This is a genomic window from Polaribacter dokdonensis (genome assembly GCF_024362345.1).
Taxonomy (GTDB): domain Bacteria; phylum Bacteroidota; class Bacteroidia; order Flavobacteriales; family Flavobacteriaceae; genus Polaribacter; species Polaribacter dokdonensis.
The window spans coordinates 1,258,699-1,278,626 of record NZ_CP101505.1 but is presented as its reverse complement, the minus strand read 5'-3'; the positions used below and the strand labels follow the sequence as shown (position 1 = coordinate 1,278,626).

The following is a 19,928-nucleotide window of genomic DNA, read 5'->3' as shown; positions in this document are numbered from 1 at the left end:
AGTAAATGTTTATGAGCAAGTCATTACAAGTAGTTTTAAAATCGATAAAATTAATATTTTTAATTGCAGTTATATATAGCTGTAATACAAGCAATGAACCTATTGTTATCACTCCAGAAGATTATCATGCTTCAGTAGATAAAGTATCTCAAATTATGATACACGATATTTTTTCTCCTCCAGTTGCAAGTAGAGTTTTTGCTTACCCAAATGTAGCTGCTTACGAAATTTTGGTACAAAAAGATAGTGTATATACAACCTTGTCAAATACTGTTGCAGGTTTAAAAGCTATACCTAAAGCCAGTGAAACTGAACCTGTAAATTTAAAATTGTCTGCTTTAATTGCACATATGGAGGTTAGTAAAATGCTTGTCTTTTCTGAAGATAGAATAGATGTTGTAAAAGACTCGTTATTTGTAAAATGGCAAGACATCAACAATGAGGAATTTGTAGCTTCTAAAAATTATGCGTTAAAAGTAGTAGACCATATCAAATCTTGGATGGATAAAGACAATTACAACCAAACAAGAACTATGGAAAAGTTTACTGTAGATACAGATGATCCTTCTCGTTGGCAACCAACACCTCCTGCTTATATGGAAGGTATAGAGCCTCATTGGAGTAAGATTAGACCTTTTCTTTTAGAAACTGCAGATCAGTTTAAACCAATTCCACCACCAGAATTTTCTTTAGATAAAGATTCTGATTTTTATAAGGAGTTATTAGAAGTGTATACCATTAGTGAAGAAATTACCAAAGAGGGTGATACCTCAGAAGAAATAGCAATTGCACAGTTTTGGGATTGTAATCCTTTTGTGTCTGTAACTAGAGGTCATTTTATGTTTGCTACTAAGAAAATTTCTCCAGGAGCTCATTGGATTGGAATTGTTAAAATAGCAGCTAAAAAAACCGATGCTAATTTTATGGAAACTGTAAATGCATATACTAAAACTTCTTTAGCTATTGCAGATGCTTTTATTAGTTGTTGGGATGAAAAATATAGAAGTAACTTAATTCGTCCAGAAACGTTAATCAATCAAAATATAGATCAAGATTGGGTGCCAATTTTACAGACACCACCTTTTCCAGAATATACAAGTGGTCACTCTGTTGTTTCAGGAGCAGCATCAACGGTTTTAACCTCAATTTTTGGAGATAACTTTGCTTTTGATGATGATACAGAAGTGCCTTTTGGCTTACCTGTTAGAAGTTTTGATTCTTTTTCAGATGCTGCAGATGAAGCCGCAATTAGCAGAATGTATGGAGGTATTCATTACAGAGCAGCAGTAGAAGTGGGTGTGGAACAAGGTAGAAATGTAGGTGCTTTTATTACTCAAAAATTAGCAGCTACAAATTAATTTTTAAGAAATTATAATTTTTAGAAGGTCTTATTCTGTAAAAAGAGTAAGACCTTTTTTAATAAGTATTAATTAAATTTTTTTAGACTTATCTAGGTCCATATATAAATGGCCTAAATCGTTTTCGGTGTTGCAACTTAATTTTATTTTTAAATATTTCTTATTTATAAAAATTATTAAATAGATTGCTAATAGAAAGGGTGTCAATCAATCTTTAAAATTCACTTGTAATTAAAAATAATAAGGTAAATTTAAAAACCTTATCAAACTGTAATTGTCAAGATTAAAAACTAAAACATGAAACTAAGCAAACCGAAATTATCCTTTTGGCAAATTTTTAATATGAATGTTGGATTCTTAGGAATTCAATATAGTTTTGGATTGCAGCAAACCGCAATTAATCCTATATTTTTATATCTAGGAGCTCCTGAAGATATGCTACCAATTTTAAATATTGCAGGTCCTGTAACAGGCTTAATTGTACAACCAATTATTGGTGCAATGTCAGATAAAACATGGTCTAAAAGATGGGGAAGAAGAAAACCTTACTTTTTAATTGGAGCATTGTTAGGTAGTGTCTGTTTATTTGCTTTTCCTCATAGTCCTGTGCTATGGTTTGCTGTTGGTTTATTATGGATTTTAGATGTTGGTAACAACATGGCTATGGAGCCTTATAGAGCTTTTGTAGGTGATAAATTGCCAGAAAAACAATTGAGTTTAGGGTATCAAATGCAAAGTTTATTTGTAGGTGCAGGAATTTTATTAGCAAACGGATCTATTGTTTTATTTCAATATTGGTTTGGAGGTGAATCTGTAGAAGAAACAGGTACCATTCCTCAATGGCTTTACTATTCTTTTTTTATTGGAGCATTTTTATCGTTAACTACCATTTTATATTCAGTTTTTAAAACACCAGAAATTCCTCCAGCAGATGAAGAGTTAGAAGAAATTAATAAAATTAAAAGTTTACCTTTTAGTCAGAGAATTACACAGCCTTTTACAGAAATTATAGATGCTGTAAAAGAGATGCCAAAGTTTATGTGGAAAATTGGTGGAGTATATTTATTTCAATGGTATGCATTATTCATTTATTGGCAATTTACAACACCTTTGTTCAAAAAAACTTTAGGGTACACTACATCAGAGGCAGCTTCTCAAGCAGCAAAAATGAGTTTAACTTACAATACAGTTACAATGTTAGTAGCATTGGCATTGGTGCCTTTAACATTAAAATTTGGAGGTAAAAAAATATATGCTTTAAGCCTATTAGGGACAGCTGTTGCTCTTTTTGCAATTCCATATATTTCAGATCCAACTTTAGTGCTAATTCCTATGGTTTTATTTGGTATTGGTTGGGCTGCAATGATGGGTATTCCTTATACAATGGTTTCCAAAATTGTTCCTCAAGATAGAAGAGGTGTTTATATGGGTATTTTAAATATGATGATTGTAATACCAATGTTTATTCAAACATTAAGTTTTGGACCAATTTATAAATATATTTTAGGAGATAATGCTATAAACGCTATGTTATTTGCAGGTGTTTTCTTTGCAATTTCTGCTTTCTTAGCAAGTCGTTTAAATGTTCCTAAAACAGCTATTGATACTGATGTAGAAGTTGCAAACGATTAATTAAAATTTAATCTATGAAGAACCTTGGAATTAAAATTTCTATCTATTTAAATTATTTTGTCTTTGCAATTCTTTTAAATAGTGTTGGTATTGTAATAGCAAAATCAATTAATGTTTATGGAGTTTCAGAATCTCAGGCTTCCCTTTTAGAGGCTTTTAAAGATTTGCCAATTGCAATTGTCTCTTTTTTTATAGCATCATTTTTACCAAGATTTGGTTATAAAAAAGCAATGTTAACAGCCTTAGCCATTGTTTTCTTTGGATGTTTGGTTATGGTTTTTGGGAATTCTTTTGTGTATACCAAAGTTTTATTCTTATCTATAGGTGTAAGTTTTGCACTCATCAAACTATCTGTGTATTCCTTAATTGGTTTAGTTACAGAATCCAAAGAGGAGCATTCATCTTTAATGAGCTCTATAGAGGGTTTTTTTATGGTAGGTATAGCTTTGGCTTATATTCTATTTCCTTTCTTTTATTCAGACGATCCAAATAGCTGGTTAAACGTTTACTATGTTTTATGTTTTTTGATTTTAATATCTTTTCTATTCCTGTTCTTTTCAAAAGTAGAATATACAGTTGAAGCTACAGGCAATAGTCTAAAAGAAGATTTACAAGCATCTGCTAAGTTGATGATAGTACCACTTGTTTTGGTTTTTATCATTTCTGCATTTTTATTTGTTATGATAGAACAAGGAATCATGACTTGGCTGCCACGTTTTAATGAGAAAATTTTCTTTTTCTCAGAAAAATTAAGTGTACAAATGGCTATTATTTTTGCACTTTCTTTAGCATTAGGACGTTTTGTGGCTGGCTACTTAACCAAAAGAATATCTTGGGTTTTATTGGTAATAATCTGTATAGTAATTTCTGGAGCAATCTTATTATTTGTGTTACCACAATTAAAAGAAAGTGTAGATCTTGTTGAAATTACATCTATAAGTGATGTTCCAACATTAGGTTTTATTTTACCTTTAATAGGTTTGTTTATTGCCCCAATTTACCCGCTTTTAAATTCAACAGTTTTAAGTTCTTTACCAAAAAGACTGCACTCTTCAATGTCTGGATTAATTATCATTTTTTCTGCTTTAGGAGGTACAATTGGTTCTAGAGTTGTGGGTGAATTATTTGAAAGTGTAGGTGGTGCAAATGCATTTTACTTTTTATTAATTCCTATGATTCTTCTCATCATTTTTGTGTTATTAATAGATAAAATGTCTAAAAGAGAAATAGCGGTTTCTGAATGATTTTTAAAATACATATTTTAAATACACTTACTAAATTACTAAGGCAAGAAGATACAGATGGAGATAAAAAAATCACCATAGAAGATCAAGGCCCAAAATCTTTTACCTTAACTACTGAAGAAGATAAAGAGGTGGAAATTAAAGGAACTTACCAGTTATCGAATTTGTTGCAAGAATTAGTAATTCAAAAACAACTAGGTAAAACTATTGCAGAAATAAATTATAACAATATAAATGAGTTGCCTGCCAATAGAATTTCTAGAATGATTAAAGATTTCTATTGGAAAGGGCTTACAAGAAGTATGGATGAACAAGGTATTGAAGCATTAATAGCAGATACCAAGAATGATGAACTTACATCTAAAATATTACCAGTCTACATTCCATACTCAGATAAAATAGCATTTTCTTATTATAAGAATTTAGAAAATAAATTACCCATTAATACAGTAAAATTGCCTGTTAATATTACTCCTGAATTTGTAAAATCTATTAATGATAAACCAGGTATTCTTAGTTTAAAATTAGAGAAAAATAGGAATGATATAAAAGCAGTACCCTTTGTGGTTCCAGGAGGTAGATTTAATGAAATGTATGGTTGGGATAGTTATTTTGAAGCTGTAGGTTTAATTTGCGATGGTAAAGTTAATTTAGCAAAAGCAATGGCCGATAATTTTCAATATCAAATCGAAAATTATGGCAAAATATTAAATGCAAATAGAAGCTATTATTTAACCAGAACTCAGCCTCCTTTTTATACAAGTATTATTCTAGAGGTATTCGAAATTACTCAAGATTTAAATTGGTTAAAAAGCCATTTAAAAACTGCTATTAAAGAATACGAAACGGTTTGGATGGTAGAAGGAAAGCGTTTAACAGAAAATGGCTTAAACAGATATTTTGCAGAAGGAATAGGCATACCTCCAGAAACAGAAAGAGGTCATTTTGATGAAGTTTTAGCCAGTTATGCTAAAAAGCATAAACTTAGTTTAGATGATTTTGTAGCCCAGTATCAATCTAATACAATTAAAGAACCAAAGTTAGATGCGTATTTTACACATGACAGGAGTTTGCGTGAATCAGGGCATGATACTTCTTGGAGGTTAGATGACGTTTGTGCTGATTTAAATACAGTTGCGTTAAATAGTTTATTACACAAATACGAAACAGATTTTGCACAAATCATAAAAGCACACTTCAATAATATATTTGAAGATTACTCTTCTAATCAATGGCAAAACAAAGCCAATCAGAGATTAGAAAAAATGTATTCTTTAATGTGGAATCAAGAAAAAGGACAGTTTTTTGATTATAATTTTAAGACTGAAAAGCAAACTCTTTTCGAAAGTGCTTCTAATTATATTCCTCTTTGGACAGGAATACATAAAAACGATGCAAAAATAATGGTAACTTCTTTAATGAATCAGCTTAAAGAAGAAGGTGGTATTGCAGGTACTTCAAGAAACATGAATGCTAATTTGCCAAAAGATGCCATTCAACGTCAGTGGGATTATCCTAATGGTTGGGCTCCTCATCAAATGATGATTTGGAAAGGCTTAAAATTGCATGGGTTTCAAAATGAATTGCAAGAATTGGTATATAGATGGTTGTATATGATTACAATTAATGCCGTAAATTATAATGGTACAATTCCTGAAAAATATGATGTGGTTGCTGCAACCCATAAAGTATTTGCAGAGTATGGAAATGTAGGTACCGATTTTGAATACATTACTCAAGAAGGTTTTGGGTGGATGAATGCTTCATTTCAGTATGGGTTAACTTTACTTTCTGAAAATAATATTGCATCCTTAAATAATTTGGTGGCACCAAATAAACTTTTTAAAAGCGAATAATTAAATCCTTAAATGACATTATCAAAAGCATATAAATTTTTGAAAAACCTCTTTTTGATGGTTTGTATTTCATTGAGTATATATGCTTGTAGTAATAGTGACATTAGTAATGCAGTAGAAGTTAAAGGATATAATATTATTGATAATAAAATTACGTACAATGCCAATCCAATTCAATTAATAGGAGCAAATACTTTACAAAGTTTTGGAGTAGGTAGTCAAGATTTGATTAATTGGAATTTAGATATTACCAGAGAATTTGTAGGTAATGTAAAAGAAAACCCTGTTTCTGGAACACCCATTTTAGACTCAAACAATCAATGGTTACATTCTTTAGAAGCTATTGTAGCAGAAAATAGAGCAAATAATCTTATCACTATTTTATGTCCTTTTGGATGGGATGGAACAACAGAGAATTTATTTACAGGTAAAAAACCAACAGAAACATTTTTTTATTCTGATTTTATAAATCAATTAGAATTATGGGCAGAAACTTTTAAAGATCAAGATGATGTTTGGATAGAAGTTTGGAACGAGCCATATCGTTTTGACAGAGCAGATGGTTATACAGATGATATTTGGTTGAGTGATATGACAACACTATATCAAATTGTAAGAAATAAAACCTCTAGTATAATTCTAATTCCTTGTGCAGAACAAGGTCAAGATGAAAGTGTATTAATAAATGTAGGTAGCTCCTTTTTAAATGGAAAAACTAATGTTTTGTTTGATATTCATGCCTACGAAAAATGGTTGATAGATTCAGAAGACAATATGTCTCAAAGACTATCTGTCTTAGAAAATAAAAACTTACCTGTATTTTTTGGTGAAATTGCTCCTGTAAATTCAGGTGTTTTAATGAATCCCAATCCTTTGTTAGATTTATTGAGTGATTCTGGCATTTCATTAGCAGCTTGGCTTTGGAAATATGATGAAAATGATCAAGATGCACTTTTAACCAAAGATGGTAATCCAAATAATGTAAACAATAACAATTGGGGCAGTTCATATAGAAGCCTTGCTTTAAAAGAACGAAATCCCAAAAAATAAAATCAATAAATCATGAAACTAAAATTTTACATCCTAAGTATTTTATGTTGTTCTTTTCTACAATCTCAAGATTTAGATAAATCTCCTTGGCACATTGTAGGTAAAAATATTGATGCCAATAATTACTATGGAATTACAGTAGCAAATGGTATGGTTGGTATGGTTTCATCTCCTGAACCATTAAAGGTGAATGAAGTTATATTAAATGGTGTGTATGATTATTATCAAAGAGGTAGAGTAAGTAATATTCTTAAGACTTTTAGTCATATGAATATGCATTTAGAGGTAGATGGTAATCGTATTTCAAAAAATACAATTTCAGACTATAAACAAACCTTAGACATGCAAACAGCTAAATTGATTACTACTTTTAAGGTTGGTGATAAAATTAGCGTTAAACAAGAGATGATGTCTTTAAGAAATTTACCCTTTAATTCTATGGGTATTGTTGAAATTACAGCCAAAAAGGATGTTGAAATAGTGCCAATAAATTTTATTTCAGCTCCAGATCATTTACAAGATGTTAGAAATTTATATGCAGAAATAGATAGACCTCATGTGCTAATTCCTTTAATGTCTTCTGTGGCTTTCAGTCCAGGTAGAAAAAAGGTAGCAACTTCAACTTCTTTTATTTTTCCAGAAAATCATGGTAATGAACCAAAAATTATTCATGAAGATTGGGATTATAATATGCACTTAATGAAGTTTAAGAAAAAATTAAAAGCAGGAGAAACGTATAGATTTGCTTTAGTGGGTAGTAGCATGTCATCTGTGCATAATAATGATCCTCATAATGAAGTAGAAAGGTTAACAATTTTTGCAAGATTAGAAGGAATAAATCGTTTAGAAAAAGCGCATGAAAAAGCTTGGCAAGAATTATGGAAAAGCGATATTGAAATTAGCGGAGATTTAAGATCACAGAAAGCAGTAAGATCTGCATTATATCACTTATATAGCTTTGCTAGAAAAGGTACTGCATATTCTTTATCACCTATGGGTTTATCTGGTTTAGGTTATAATGGTCATGTTTTTTGGGATACAGAATTGTGGATGTTTCCTCCATTATTAGTCTTACAACCAGAAATCGCAAAATCGCTATTAGAATATAGATTTGAAAGATTGCAAGCAGCTAAAGACAATGCATTTGCACATGGTTATGATGGTGCTATGTTTCCTTGGGAATCTGCAGAAGATGGCTCTGAAGATACTCCAGTTTGGGCATTAACAGGTCCGTTTCAACAACATATAACAGCAACTGTAGGTTGGGCTTTTTATAAATATTATCAAGTAACAAAAGATAAAGAATGGTTGGTCTCAAGAGGTTATCCTGTTTTAAAAGAAGTTGCTGATTTTTGGATTAGTAGAGTAGAAAGAACTGCACCTAACAATTATGAAATTAAAAATGTAATTGGCGCAAATGAATGGGAAGAAAATATAGATAATAATGCCTTTACAAATGGAATGGTAAAAACTGTTTTAGAATATGCATCCAAAGCAGCTGAAGCTTTAGGTAAAGAGCCAAATAAAGATTGGAGACATGTAGCTAAAAACATTCCAATTTTAAAATTTGCTGATGGCACAACCAAAGAAAATGCTACTTATGATGGAGTTATTATAAAACAAGCAGATGTAAATTTGCTTTCTTATCCTTTAAAAGTTGTAACTGACAGAGAAAATATCTTAAAAGATTTAGAATATTATGAGCCTAAACTTTCTAAAACAGGCCCAGCAATGGGTAATGCAATTTTATCTGTGTTGTATGCTAGATTAGGTGATATAAAAAAGTCATATAGCTTGTTTGAGAAAAGTTATCAGCCAAATGAGTTAGCTCCTTTTGGTGTTTTAGCAGAAACTGCTGGAGGTACAAATCCTTATTTTGCTACAGGAGCAGGAGGTATGTTACAATCGGTTTTATTTGGTTTAGGAGGTTTAGATATTACAGAAAATGGAGTTGAAGAGTTGAAAGTGAAACTGCCTAAAAATTGGAATTCTCTAACTCTAAAAGGGGTAGGAATAAACGAAAAAACAATTACAATTAATAAATAGACCAATGAATTCTTTAAAACTCATTCTAACCAATAAACGATATTTCTCAGTAGTTTGGGTTTTCTGTTCACTAAATATAATGATTGGTACTTGGGTGCTTTATATACCTAATGTAAAAGCTAATTTAGGCTTAAATGATGCCCAAATAGGATTTGCGTTATTCTGTGTAGCCTTAGGTATTATTAGTTTTTTACCAATAGTACCCTTATTAATAAAAAAAGTAGGACTTGGTAAATTAACTTTTTTAGGAATTGTTATTTTCTCCTTAGCTTTTACTTTACCTGTTTTTGTTAATAGTTATATAACACTATGTTTTTCTCTTTTTATAGTAGGTATATTTTCTGGAGTTACAGATATAGCCATGAATGCTTTAGTTTCTGAAATAGAGAAAAGAGATACAATTAATATTATGTCTTCTGCACATGGTTTTTTCAGTTTAGGTGGTGTAATAGGTGCTTCTATAGGTAGTTTGTTAATAGGAGTAATATCAATTCCTTTTTATCATATGGTTTTAATAGCAGCAGCCATAATTGTAGTTAACTTATTATTATTTAAAAATTATTTTCATATCAACGAATCTATAGAAAAGAAAGAAGGAAATAGCTTTTCATTTAAAGTACTAAAACCTGTTATTCCTGTAGCTTTAATTGCTTTGGTAATTATGAGCAGTGAAGGTGCAATAGAACATTGGAGCAGTATTTATTTGTTAGAAATTGTAAATATTAAGAACACTACTTTATCAGGTATTGGCTTTCTAGTATTTTCTATAATGATGACCATTGGACGATTTTTTGGTGATGGAATAAGCGCAAAAATTGGGTCTATTAAAATAATTTTTTTGGGTAGTGTTTTCGCAATTTTAGGTTATTGTTGTGTATTAACCACAAATTTTATAATTACTTCTATAGGTTTTGGAGTAATTGGTTTAGGCCTCTCAGTAATAATACCAGAAGTTTTTAGAATAGCAGGTAAAATAGAAGGTGTAAAAGCGTCTGTAGGTATTTCTATGGTATCAGGTATTGGTTTTGGTGGCTTTCTTTTAGGGCCAGTAGTTTTGGGTTATATCTCAAACACCTTTAATTTAAAAATAAGTTTTTTAACACTATTACTACTAACAGTAATTGTTGCTTTAATCACAATTAATTTGATGTTTAAAACTAGAACTAAATAACTAATTTCATAGATATTTACGAACCTGAGCTTCCCAAGGATTTAGATATTCGTTAGAATTATCAGCGTAATTTGATAAACAAAGTGTTGTGTTGTTTATATCAAATGTTTGATTATCAATTTTTTGAGTATCGTTACAAAAGTTTAAAAGAATAATATAGGTTTCCTTATCATCATACCTTTTATAGAAGTACAAATGAGGGTCATCTTCATTTAAACACTTATAATTTCCATAAACCATTACTTTATTTGCTTTACGAAAAGCACTCATTTTTCTATAAAAATGTAAAATAGAATCTTCATTTTTTTCTTGTGCTTCTACATTTATGCTTTTGTAATTAGAATTTACTTCTAACCAAGGTTTAGCTTCTGAAAATCCAGCATTTTTTGAAGAATTCCATTGCATAGGTGTTCTTGCATTATCTCTACTTTGCATGTGCACTAGTTTTAGAAAAGCATCCATATCTTTACCTTGTGCTAAAGCTTCCTTATAACTATTTAAAGTTTCTACATCATTGTAATAACTAATATCAGGATAAGCAACATTGGTCATTCCAATTTCATCACCTTGATAAACATAAACTGTACCTCTCATTGTAAATAATAAGAGAGCTAAAAGTTTTGCTGATTTATTATGATATTTTTCTGTGTTTCCAAATCGTGAAACCATTCTAGAAAAATCATGATTTCCTAAAAATATACTTCCCCAACCTTTTGGGTAAATTTTGTCATCCCAATCATTAAAGACTTTTTTAAACATAGGTAAAGAAACCTCAATAGGGTCATATTTACCTCCAATTCCATTATCGATAAACATGTGACCAAAATGGAAAATCATATTTAACTCATCTCTATCTTCATGAACGTAATCTAAACCTGTTTCTAAATCGATTCCTGGGCCTTCACCAACAGTCATAATATCATATTTAGACAATACTTTTTGGTTCAATTCATTCAAATATTGATGAATTTTTGGGCCATTGGCATAATATGTTTTTATAGTTTCTCCATAATCATTTGGTACATGACTGTCAGGAAAATCAGTTTGTTTAGAGATTAATGATATCACATCCATTCTAAAACCATCAACACCTTTTTTACACCAAAACTCTACAATATCGTGAATTTCTTCTCTCACTTTTGGGTTTTCCCAATTTAAGTCAGGCTGTTTTTTTGTAAATAAGTGTAAAAAGTACTCATCAGTAATTTCGTCTTTTTTCCAAACTGAACCACTAAAAAAAGATTTCCAATTGTTAGGTGCTTTACCATTTTTTGCTTCTTGCCAAAAATAATAATCACGATAAGGATTAACTTTAGATTTTCTAGATTCTTTAAACCATTCATGTTCATCTGAACTATGATTTAAAACCAAGTCCATAAGTAATTTTAGGCCTCTTTTATGCATTTCAGATAAGAGTAAATCAAAAGCTGCATTACCACCAAACTCATCAGAAATATTTCTATAATCTGAAATATCATAACCATTATCATCATTAGGAGATTCATAAACAGGACATAGCCAAATAATATCTACACCTAAAGATTTTATATAATCTAATTTTTCTATAATTCCTAGAATATCACCTATACCATTTCCAGTTATATCTTTATAAGATCTTGGGTAAATTTGATAAACGATACCTTCTTTCCACCATGTTTTTTTCATAAATATTAATTTAGAAAATGATGTAGGTTCCTAAAACAAGAATGGCAATTATTATTCCAAAAACTATGGTGTATCTCCAAGGAGTTACATCTAGAGAATCTGTAACCTTTGGAATGTAAGCATCCTTCTTAGGTTTTATTTTACTAGTAATAAACATTACCAATACATTAAACACGAATAAAATACCCATAACATGCAAATAATGAGGGTAAGCTTCTGCTTTAATAATACTTAATTGAGCAGCATCTGTAATATTTTGAGCCATAGCTTCTTCTATAGCAGCATTTCTAAATAAGGGTTCTAATATTAAAAGGCTTACTAAGTATAATCCAACACCCAAAGTTAATACGATTTTTGCACCAATAGCAGGGACTTTTTTAGAGAATACACCAACTACAACCACAGCTAAAATAGGTACGCTTAAACTACCTAAAGACTGTTGTATATAACTGAACAAACCATCTGGAGCATAAATTATAAAAGGCGCAATTGTCATAGATATAGCAGCCACCAAAAGACCAAATCTCTTACCAGCTTTTACTGTTTCTTGTTCTGTAGCATCTTTTTTAAAGTACATTTTGTAAAGATCAAAGCCAAACAAAGTTGCACTACTATTTAATAAACTATTAAAAGAACTTAACACAGCACCAAACAAAACAGCAGCAAAGAAACCAACAAAAGCAGTTGGGAGCACTTTTTTAACTAATGCAGGATAAGCTTGGTCTGGATTACCTAATTCATTTCCAAAAACATGAAAAGCAATAATACCAGGTACTACTACAATAATGGGAATTATAAATTTTATTAAGGCAGCCAACATCATTCCTTTTTGACCCTCTTTTAAACTTTTAGCAGCAAAAACACGTTGCAAAATAGATTGGTTTGTTCCCCAATAATAAATTTGCGCTAACATCATTCCTGTAAAAAGTGTTCCAAAAGGAATTGAAGAATCTACTGCACCTTCCATGTTAAACTTTTCTGGATTTGTGTTCCATAAGGTTTCTAAACCATCAACAATGCTTCCATCACCAATTAATAATAATCCAAAAATGGGTATTAAAAGTCCACCAACTAAAAGTCCTATTGCATTAATTAAATCAGATACAGCAACAGCTTTAAGGCCTCCATAAATAGCATAGATAATTCCGATAATTCCAATACTCCAAACACAAATCCATATTACACTCCACTCAGAAATGCCAAAAACAGTTGGTAAATCAAACATAGTGCTAAAGGCAATAGAACCAGAATATAAAATGGTAGGTAACAATACAATTGCGTAAGCAATTAAAAATAAAAGTGATAATAATCCTTTGGTTTGTTTATCAAATCTTGTCTCTATAAATTCAGGAATAGTTGTAATACCAGATTTCATATACTTAGGTAGCAAAAAGATGGCAGCAAATATTATTGCAATTGCAGCAAGAGTTTCCCAAGCCATAACCATTAAGCCTTCCTTAAAGGCTGCACCATTTAAACCAACAATTTGTTCTGCAGACAAATTAGTAAGTAACAAAGAACCTGCAATTGTTATAGCACCAAGGCTTCTGCCTGCTAAATAATATCCATCAGCAGTAGTTTCGTCTGTTTTTCTTGTAGCATACCAAGCTATAAAAGCAACTAGAGCAGTAAAGCCTATAAAAGTAATAATTGATAACATTAAAAATGGTTTAGTTGATTTAGAATTACAATATAGAAAAAAATAACTTTTGATATCTTTTTACGAATATTACTTGAATTTTGGGTTTACTAAAACCTTTTCGTAACTCTAAATGTCGATTATTTCTATAAGATTATATCTTAAATAATAATGTATTGTAGTTTTAGACCAAACTAAAGATATATTACTTTGTATAAAACCATCGATATTTTGTGTGTTGGTGAAGTGCTTATAGATTTTATTGGGCATCAATCAGAAAAAAAGATTAATGAAACTAAAGACTATCATAGATATTTGGGAGGTTCACCTACTAATGTTGCAATGAATACTGCTAGATTAGGCTTAAATACCTACCTTATTTCTACAGTTGGTAAAGATGGTTTTGGAGAATATATTTTAGATAAATTAAATACAGCTTCTGTTAAAACTGATTACATAGAAACCATTAAATCTAAGCCTACAAGTGTCATTTTTGTGTCTAGAACATCTGGTACTCCAGATTTTATACCTTTTAGAGAAGCAGATTGTGTTATTACAGAATCGCAAATTTCTAAAGAGGTATTAGAGCAGACTAAAATATATCATACCACTTGTTTTGCTCTAAGCAAAAAGCCAGCACAAACAACAATTATAAATAAGGCAAAAGAAGCTTATGATTTAGGATGTAAATTAAGTATCGATTTAAATTTTGCAAATAAGTTATGGGATAACAAAGAAGAAGCAATAGAAATAATTCAGGCTTATTGTAAATACAATCCTCTATTAAAAATTAGTGAAGATGATATGCGTAGATTTTTTGGAGAGGTATTACCTCATGATGAAATCTTTAGTTATTTTCATAAGGCAGGTGTAGATTTAATCTGTTTAACTTTAGGAAGTAAAGGAGTAAAGTTATCTCAAAGAAATAAAGAGTTAATAGAAATGCCAGCAGTTAAGATTGACAAAGTTTTAGATGCAACAGGTGCAGGGGATGCTTTCTGGTCTGGTTTTTTATATGCTTACATAAAAAATATGGAAGTAGAAAAATGTTTAAAAATAGCATTGAATTTGGCTGCATTAAAACTGCAAAATGTGGGTAGGTTACCAGAAGAAATTAATTTAGAAGAATAATAATATCATTTTATGAACAATAATTCAATTTCTAATGGAGTGATGTTTAATGCTTATCCAGATAGTATAGGGTCTAAGTTGAGTGATACAATAGAACTGTTTCAGAGACCTGAATTTAAAAATGCATTTTCTTTATTTTATGTTTTGCCAACTTTTTTTAATAGTGATTTAGATAGAGGGTTCTCTATCATAGATTATAATTTAAATAAAGAGCTTGTCTCAAAATCAGATTTAAAAGCATTAAAAGATTTAAATATTGAGTTGAAATTTGATATTGTTTTGAATCATTTATCAGTGGCTTCTCCTCAGTTTAAAGATTTAATTAAAAATGGAGAACAATCTAAGTACAAAGATTTCTTCATCAACTGGAATAACTTTTGGGAAGGTAATGCAACAATGGGTAATGATGGCATAATGATACCCCATAAAGCTTTTCTAGATAAACTTTTTATGAGAAAGTCTGGTTTGCCAGTTTTGCAAGTGCCTTTTCCTGATGAATCTGTAAAACCATATTGGAACACTTTTTATCAAAAAGTCACTTCAAATAAAATCAATCTAAGCAAACTTGAATCTATTTTAGAGGAAAGTAATGCTGATGTAAGTTCTCTTTGTGCTAGAATTAATAAGGCTATTGATGAGGAAGAAGATTTAGCTACGATTGATTTTGGTACGTATGCAAATCAGAAATTACAAGTTTTGCATCACATTTATATGAATTCTACCTTTTTAGGTCAAATGGATGTTAATGCAAAATCTGATTTGATATGGGAGTTTTACCAAGAAACACTTGAGAAAGTAAGTAGTTATGGAGGTAAAATTTTAAGATTAGATGCTTTTGCATATTTGCATAAACAAGTAGGTGAAACCAACTTTTTTAATACGCCAGGAACTTGGAATTATTTAAGTAAAATAAAAAATATTGCAGATGAACATGATTTAATGTTGTTGCCAGAAATTCATGCTGAATATGGAGTAAAATTACATGAAGAGGTTGCTGAAGAAGGGTATTTTATTTATGATTTCTTTCTGCCAGGTTTAACCATACATACCTTAGAAAGTAAGAATAATTCAGCCTTATTAAAATGGATTCATGAAATTGTAGACAAAAAATATAAGACTGTAAATATGTTAGGTTGTCATGATGGAATACCTGTTTTAGATTTAAAAGGTAAAGAAGTTAATGGTGCATACAATAAAGGATTATTAGAAGATAAGGAGATAGAAAACATTATGACTACTATTTTAAATAGAGGTGGTAGAGTCAAAAATTTATATGATGCAGAAGGAAATAAAATATCTTATTATCAAGTAAATGCCACTTATTTTAGTGCATTAGATGAAAATGAAACTAAATTACTTATGGCAAGAGCTATTCAGATGTTTATGCCAGGAATTCCTCAAATTTGGTACTTAGATTTATTTGCAGGTAAAAATGATTATGAAGCTGCAGATAAAGCAGGTAGTGGAGGTCATAAAGAAATTAACAGAACCAACTTATCTTTAGAACAAATTAATGAAGGTCTTCAAAAAGAAATCGTGTTAAAACAGTTAGCATTAATTCGATTTAGAAATACTTGCAAAGCCTTTTCAGGTAAAATAAAAGTAAATTCTAGTGGTTCAAATAAGATAGATATATCTTGGAGTTTTGAGGATGAAGAAGCAACACTTTTTATCGACTTAATTTCATCTGAATTAAAAGTTCATCATAAGTCTAAAGTAGGTATTAAAAGTTCAATTATTTAATTGTAATTATATACAGTTTTATATTGGGTTTTACTGTTTGCAGTTACTTCAACCTCTAAAGGATAATTTTCTATGCTAAAAGTATAACTATATTCTTTATTAATTGATGATGCATTTTTAGCTATTTCTGCATGAATAAAATTAGTGTTATTGTATGCTGTAATTTGACTGAAATCGCTCATTAAAATATGATGAGGAAAAGCATCTAAAAAAGGTAGTTTTATTTTTTTTAAAAAATCTGGTATTTCAGTATTCCTATAAGCAAATTCTGTATAAACTTCGCCATTTAAAGCTAATGTTTCTAAATTGTTATTCGTATCAAAAGTTGCCTCTTGTAATACTTCTGAGAGCGCATTTATATTAGTTGTAGACAATACTGGACCCTTAGATGATTGCTTGTAAATTTTACCATTATTATCTTTTAAAAGCTCAATTTCATTGTAATATACCAAGCCAAAACTATCGTAAAACTCAACACGTTTATTTATAGCATCATTTGAATACGTAAAAATGTATTTTGTAAGTATATCACCAAAGCTATTTCTATAATTTATCTCTGTAATTTCGTTATTGGCATTGTAATTAAAATCATAACTATTTTCAACTTTAACTGTTGGATTTAAATCAGAGAATCCTTCAGTTTGAATATCAATTAATAATCCAAAAGAGTTATAAGAATAACTATAATTAGTAGTGTAGGTGTAGTTTTTAGAAAGATCTTCATTAAAATAATGAAACACAGTATTGTTAATTGCCATAATTTTATCATCACTTATGGTCAAATTAGAAGTATGTGTTCTTGTAGCTGGCTGATTTTCATATAAATAATTATAAAAGGTGTGGTTTATAGCCTTTAAACTTTTTCCTGCTACACTAATCACTTCTTTTTCTCGAATTTCACTTTCACAAGAAAAAAGAAGAAGTACAACTAAACAAACTAGGTATCTCATTAAAAATTATTTTAATCAATTTAATATCAATGCTGTAAAGTTAGTTATTTTCAGATATAAATAATTAAGAAAATATTAAGACTAATTTCAGTAAAACCTTGTCCTAAAAACGAGGTTAGAAGTACTAATTTCTTTATATTTAAAGAATAATTTATTTACGAATGCAACTAGAAAAATATAAAGTAGAAAATAAGGTTAAACTAGCTCAGTTTGAGACGAAAGAGGTCATTAATGATGCTAAAAAAAGTTTAAAAAAGCTTCGTAAAAAAATAGCTGAATTACAGGATACAATGTATGCAGAAGGTAAATATGGTTTTTTAATCTGTTTACAAGGCATGGATACTTCAGGTAAAGATAGCTTAATAAGAGAGGTCTTTAAAGATGTAAATGCAAGAGGCGTAGAAGTGCATAGCTTTAAAGTACCTACAGAATTAGAGTTGAAACACGATTTTTTGTGGAGACACTATATTGTATTACCAGAAAAAGGCAAAATTGGTGTTTTTAATAGAACGCATTATGAAAACGTTTTGGTAACTAGAGTGCATCCAGAATATATATTTTCAGAAAACATACCAACTGTAAATAGTTTAGAAGATTTAAATGATGATTTCTATTTAAATAGAATGGATAGAATCAATCAGTTTGAAAACCATTTGGTGAAAAACGGAACAAAAGTTTTAAAGTTTTTCTTAAACCTTTCTAAGGACGAGCAAAAAAACCGACTATTAAGAAGACTAAATTTACCAGAAAAGAACTGGAAGTTTTCTCCAAGTGATTTAAAGGAACGCAAGCTTTGGGATGAGTATCAAACCTGTTATGAAGATGTTCTAAATAACACTTCAGAAGAAAATGCACCTTGGTTTGTAATTCCTGCAGATGATAAACCTACAGCTCGTTTAATTTTTGCTGAAATATTGCTAAAAGAATTGGAGAAGTGTAATTTTGAAGCACCTAAATTATCTAGTAAGCTAGTAGAAAAACTAGACGATTTTAAAACAGAATTAAACAAAGAATAAAAAACTTAAAAAAAATATAATTTTTAAATGCAAGTTTAAGAATTAACCAAACCTCAATATGAATTTAAACCTAACAAAACCTATTGTATTTTTCGATTTAGAAACAACAGGTGTTAATATAGCAACAGATAGAATTGTAGAAATTTCAATTCTAAAAGTGTTTCCAAATGGAAATAAAGAAAGTAAAACATGGTTGGTAAATCCAGAAATAGAAATACCTCAAGGAGCTACAGATGTTCATGGAATTACAAACGAGAAGGTTGTTACTGAACCTACCTTTAAAGAATTGGCAGGTAAAGTAAATGAAATGATTGCTGGTTGCGATTTAGCAGGTTTCAATTCAAACAGATTCGATATTCCTTTATTAGCAGAAGAATTAATGCGTGCAGGAATCGATTTTGATATGCAAGACAGAAAAGCAATAGATGTTCAGGTAATCTTTCATAAAAAAGAACAAAGAACATTAGGTGCAGGTTATCAATTTTATTGTGGTAAAGAATTAGAAGGCGCTCATGGTGCTGAAGCAGATACCAATGCTACTTATGAAATATTATTAGCACAAGTAGAAAAATACGATGATATAGGTAACTCAGTAGATGCATTAAGCGAATTTTCTACCCATGGTAAAAGAGCAGATTTTGCTGGTTTTATTTTAATGAATGAAGAAAATCAAGAAATTTTTTCATTCGGAAAATATAAAGGAAGAACTGTAGAAGATGTCCTAACAGAGAACCCTGGCTATCATAATTGGATTCAGAATGCAGACTTTCCTTTATACACTAAAAAGGTTTTAAAGCAAATAAAAGAAAGAATGGCTGCACCAAAAGAAACATTATCTGATGAAGATAAGCTAAAAGCTTTGCAGCAAAAATTTAATTTAAGATAAGGATTAAATATTTTTATCTAAATTCTAACAAACAAAAATTATGTTTACAGAATATAAAAAATTACCCAATAATGCTCGTGTTTGGATTTACCAAGCAAATAGAGAATTTACCAATAAAGAGATCGATTTTATATCGACCAAAACCCAACAGTTCATTAATTCTTGGACAAGGCATGGAGATAATTTAAAAGGCTCTTTTACCATAAAATACAATCAATTCTTAGTATTGGCTGTAGATGAGAGTTTTAACAATGTTTCTGGTTGCTCTATTGATAGTTCAGTGCGTTTTATTCAACAATTACAAAACGATTTAAATATCGATTTAATGGATAAAATGAATGTGACTTTTAAAGATAATGATACAATAAATTTAGTAAAACTCTCTGATTTTCAAAAGTATGCTAAAGAAGATAAAATTACAAAAGACACTATTGTATTTAATAATATGGTAAATACAAAAGAAGATTTTGAGCAAAAATGGGAAATACCAGCCAGAGAAAGCTGGCACAACCGTTTTTTGGTATAAATATTGAAGTTGAAA

Annotated in this window: 15 protein-coding genes; 12 read left to right on the top strand and 3 right to left on the bottom strand. The window is 29.9% G+C overall.

Features of this window, described 5'->3' with window-relative positions; all coding sequences use genetic code 11:
- The first annotated feature begins 11 nt into the window (after positions 1-11).
- From LPB302_RS05760 to LPB302_RS05730, 7 genes are all read left to right on the top strand, one after another.
- Positions 12-1,358 (top strand): vanadium-dependent haloperoxidase, encoded by a 1,347-nt coding sequence (locus tag LPB302_RS05760; protein WP_053972838.1) that lies wholly within the window; start codon positions 12-14, stop codon positions 1,356-1,358.
- Between the two features lie 297 nt (positions 1,359-1,655).
- A complete protein-coding gene (locus LPB302_RS05755; protein WP_053972837.1) occupies positions 1,656-2,990 on the top strand; it encodes an MFS transporter in 1,335 nt (444 codons plus the stop codon).
- Between the two features lie 14 nt (positions 2,991-3,004).
- On the top strand, positions 3,005-4,234 hold the full coding sequence (locus LPB302_RS05750) for an MFS transporter (RefSeq protein ID WP_053972836.1): 1,230 nt from the start codon (positions 3,005-3,007) through the stop codon (positions 4,232-4,234).
- The gene (locus tag LPB302_RS05745) at positions 4,231-6,090 is read left to right on the top strand and encodes an alpha,alpha-trehalase (RefSeq protein ID WP_053972835.1); all 1,860 of its coding nucleotides are present in this window, start codon (positions 4,231-4,233) and stop codon (positions 6,088-6,090) included. Before LPB302_RS05750 ends, LPB302_RS05745 begins: the two co-directional genes overlap by 4 nt.
- 57 nt (positions 6,091-6,147) lie before the next feature.
- On the top strand, positions 6,148-7,140 hold the full coding sequence (locus LPB302_RS05740) for a cellulase family glycosylhydrolase (RefSeq protein ID WP_053972834.1): 993 nt from the start codon (positions 6,148-6,150) through the stop codon (positions 7,138-7,140).
- Between the two features lie 12 nt (positions 7,141-7,152).
- A complete protein-coding gene (locus LPB302_RS05735) occupies positions 7,153-9,186 on the top strand; it encodes a kojibiose hydrolase (RefSeq protein WP_053972833.1) in 2,034 nt (677 codons plus the stop codon).
- A gap of 4 nt (positions 9,187-9,190) precedes the next feature.
- Positions 9,191-10,357: an MFS transporter gene (locus tag LPB302_RS05730; protein ID WP_053972832.1), complete on the top strand. Its 1,167-nt coding sequence runs from the start codon at positions 9,191-9,193 to the stop codon at positions 10,355-10,357.
- A gap of 6 nt (positions 10,358-10,363) precedes the next feature.
- Here the strand turns inward: LPB302_RS05730 and LPB302_RS05725 are convergent, their stop codons facing one another.
- Positions 10,364-12,022, bottom strand: coding sequence for an alpha-glucosidase (locus LPB302_RS05725; RefSeq protein WP_053972831.1), 1,659 nt, complete (start codon positions 12,020-12,022; stop codon positions 10,364-10,366).
- 10 nt (positions 12,023-12,032) lie between these two features.
- The gene (locus LPB302_RS05720; RefSeq protein ID WP_053972830.1) at positions 12,033-13,682 is read right to left on the bottom strand and encodes a solute:sodium symporter family transporter; all 1,650 of its coding nucleotides are present in this window, start codon (positions 13,680-13,682) and stop codon (positions 12,033-12,035) included.
- Positions 13,683-13,871: 189 nt separating this feature from the next.
- Between LPB302_RS05720 and LPB302_RS05715 the strand changes: the two genes are divergently transcribed.
- A complete protein-coding gene (locus LPB302_RS05715; RefSeq protein ID WP_053972829.1) occupies positions 13,872-14,792 on the top strand; it encodes a carbohydrate kinase family protein in 921 nt (306 codons plus the stop codon).
- A gap of 12 nt (positions 14,793-14,804) precedes the next feature.
- On the top strand, positions 14,805-16,535 hold the full coding sequence (locus LPB302_RS05710) for an alpha-amylase family protein (RefSeq protein ID WP_053972828.1): 1,731 nt from the start codon (positions 14,805-14,807) through the stop codon (positions 16,533-16,535).
- Here LPB302_RS05710 and LPB302_RS05705 read toward each other — a convergent pair.
- Positions 16,532-17,485, bottom strand: a complete 954-nt coding sequence (locus LPB302_RS05705) for a hypothetical protein (RefSeq protein ID WP_053972827.1) — start codon at positions 17,483-17,485, stop codon at positions 16,532-16,534. The genes LPB302_RS05710 and LPB302_RS05705 overlap by 4 nt on opposite strands.
- A 161-nt stretch (positions 17,486-17,646) precedes the next feature.
- Between LPB302_RS05705 and LPB302_RS05700 the strand changes: the two genes are divergently transcribed.
- The 3 genes from LPB302_RS05700 to LPB302_RS05690 are packed head-to-tail and all read left to right on the top strand — an operon-like array spanning position 17,647 to position 19,913.
- Positions 17,647-18,501, top strand: a complete 855-nt coding sequence (locus LPB302_RS05700; RefSeq protein ID WP_053972826.1) for a PPK2 family polyphosphate kinase — start codon at positions 17,647-17,649, stop codon at positions 18,499-18,501.
- Positions 18,502-18,559: 58 nt separating this feature from the next.
- Positions 18,560-19,387, top strand: coding sequence for a 3'-5' exonuclease (locus LPB302_RS05695; RefSeq protein WP_053972825.1), 828 nt, complete (start codon positions 18,560-18,562; stop codon positions 19,385-19,387).
- Between the two features lie 40 nt (positions 19,388-19,427).
- Complete coding sequence (locus LPB302_RS05690; RefSeq protein WP_053972824.1) at positions 19,428-19,913, top strand: hypothetical protein; 486 nt, start codon at positions 19,428-19,430, stop codon at positions 19,911-19,913.
- Positions 19,914-19,928 lie beyond the last annotated feature (15 nt).

Excerpts from the sequence above, each read along its gene's own strand:
- LPB302_RS05760 (WP_053972838.1), top strand. The coding sequence starts at position 12 with ATGAGCAAGTCATTACAAGTAGTTTTAAAATCGATAAAATTAATATTT.
- LPB302_RS05755 (WP_053972837.1), top strand. The coding sequence starts at position 1,656 with ATGAAACTAAGCAAACCGAAATTATCCTTTTGGCAAATTTTTAATATG.
- LPB302_RS05750 (WP_053972836.1), top strand. The coding sequence starts at position 3,005 with ATGAAGAACCTTGGAATTAAAATTTCTATCTATTTAAATTATTTTGTC.
- LPB302_RS05745 (WP_053972835.1), top strand. The coding sequence starts at position 4,231 with ATGATTTTTAAAATACATATTTTAAATACACTTACTAAATTACTAAGG.
- LPB302_RS05740 (WP_053972834.1), top strand. The coding sequence starts at position 6,148 with ATGGTTTGTATTTCATTGAGTATATATGCTTGTAGTAATAGTGACATT.
- LPB302_RS05735 (WP_053972833.1), top strand. The coding sequence starts at position 7,153 with ATGAAACTAAAATTTTACATCCTAAGTATTTTATGTTGTTCTTTTCTA.
- LPB302_RS05730 (WP_053972832.1), top strand. The coding sequence starts at position 9,191 with ATGAATTCTTTAAAACTCATTCTAACCAATAAACGATATTTCTCAGTA.
- LPB302_RS05725 (WP_053972831.1), bottom strand. The coding sequence starts at position 12,022 with ATGAAAAAAACATGGTGGAAAGAAGGTATCGTTTATCAAATTTACCCA.
- LPB302_RS05720 (WP_053972830.1), bottom strand. The coding sequence starts at position 13,682 with ATGTTATCAATTATTACTTTTATAGGCTTTACTGCTCTAGTTGCTTTT.
- LPB302_RS05710 (WP_053972828.1), top strand. The coding sequence starts at position 14,805 with ATGAACAATAATTCAATTTCTAATGGAGTGATGTTTAATGCTTATCCA.
- LPB302_RS05705 (WP_053972827.1), bottom strand. The coding sequence starts at position 17,485 with ATGAGATACCTAGTTTGTTTAGTTGTACTTCTTCTTTTTTCTTGTGAA.
- LPB302_RS05700 (WP_053972826.1), top strand. The coding sequence starts at position 17,647 with ATGCAACTAGAAAAATATAAAGTAGAAAATAAGGTTAAACTAGCTCAG.
- LPB302_RS05695 (WP_053972825.1), top strand. The coding sequence starts at position 18,560 with ATGAATTTAAACCTAACAAAACCTATTGTATTTTTCGATTTAGAAACA.
- LPB302_RS05690 (WP_053972824.1), top strand. The coding sequence starts at position 19,428 with ATGTTTACAGAATATAAAAAATTACCCAATAATGCTCGTGTTTGGATT.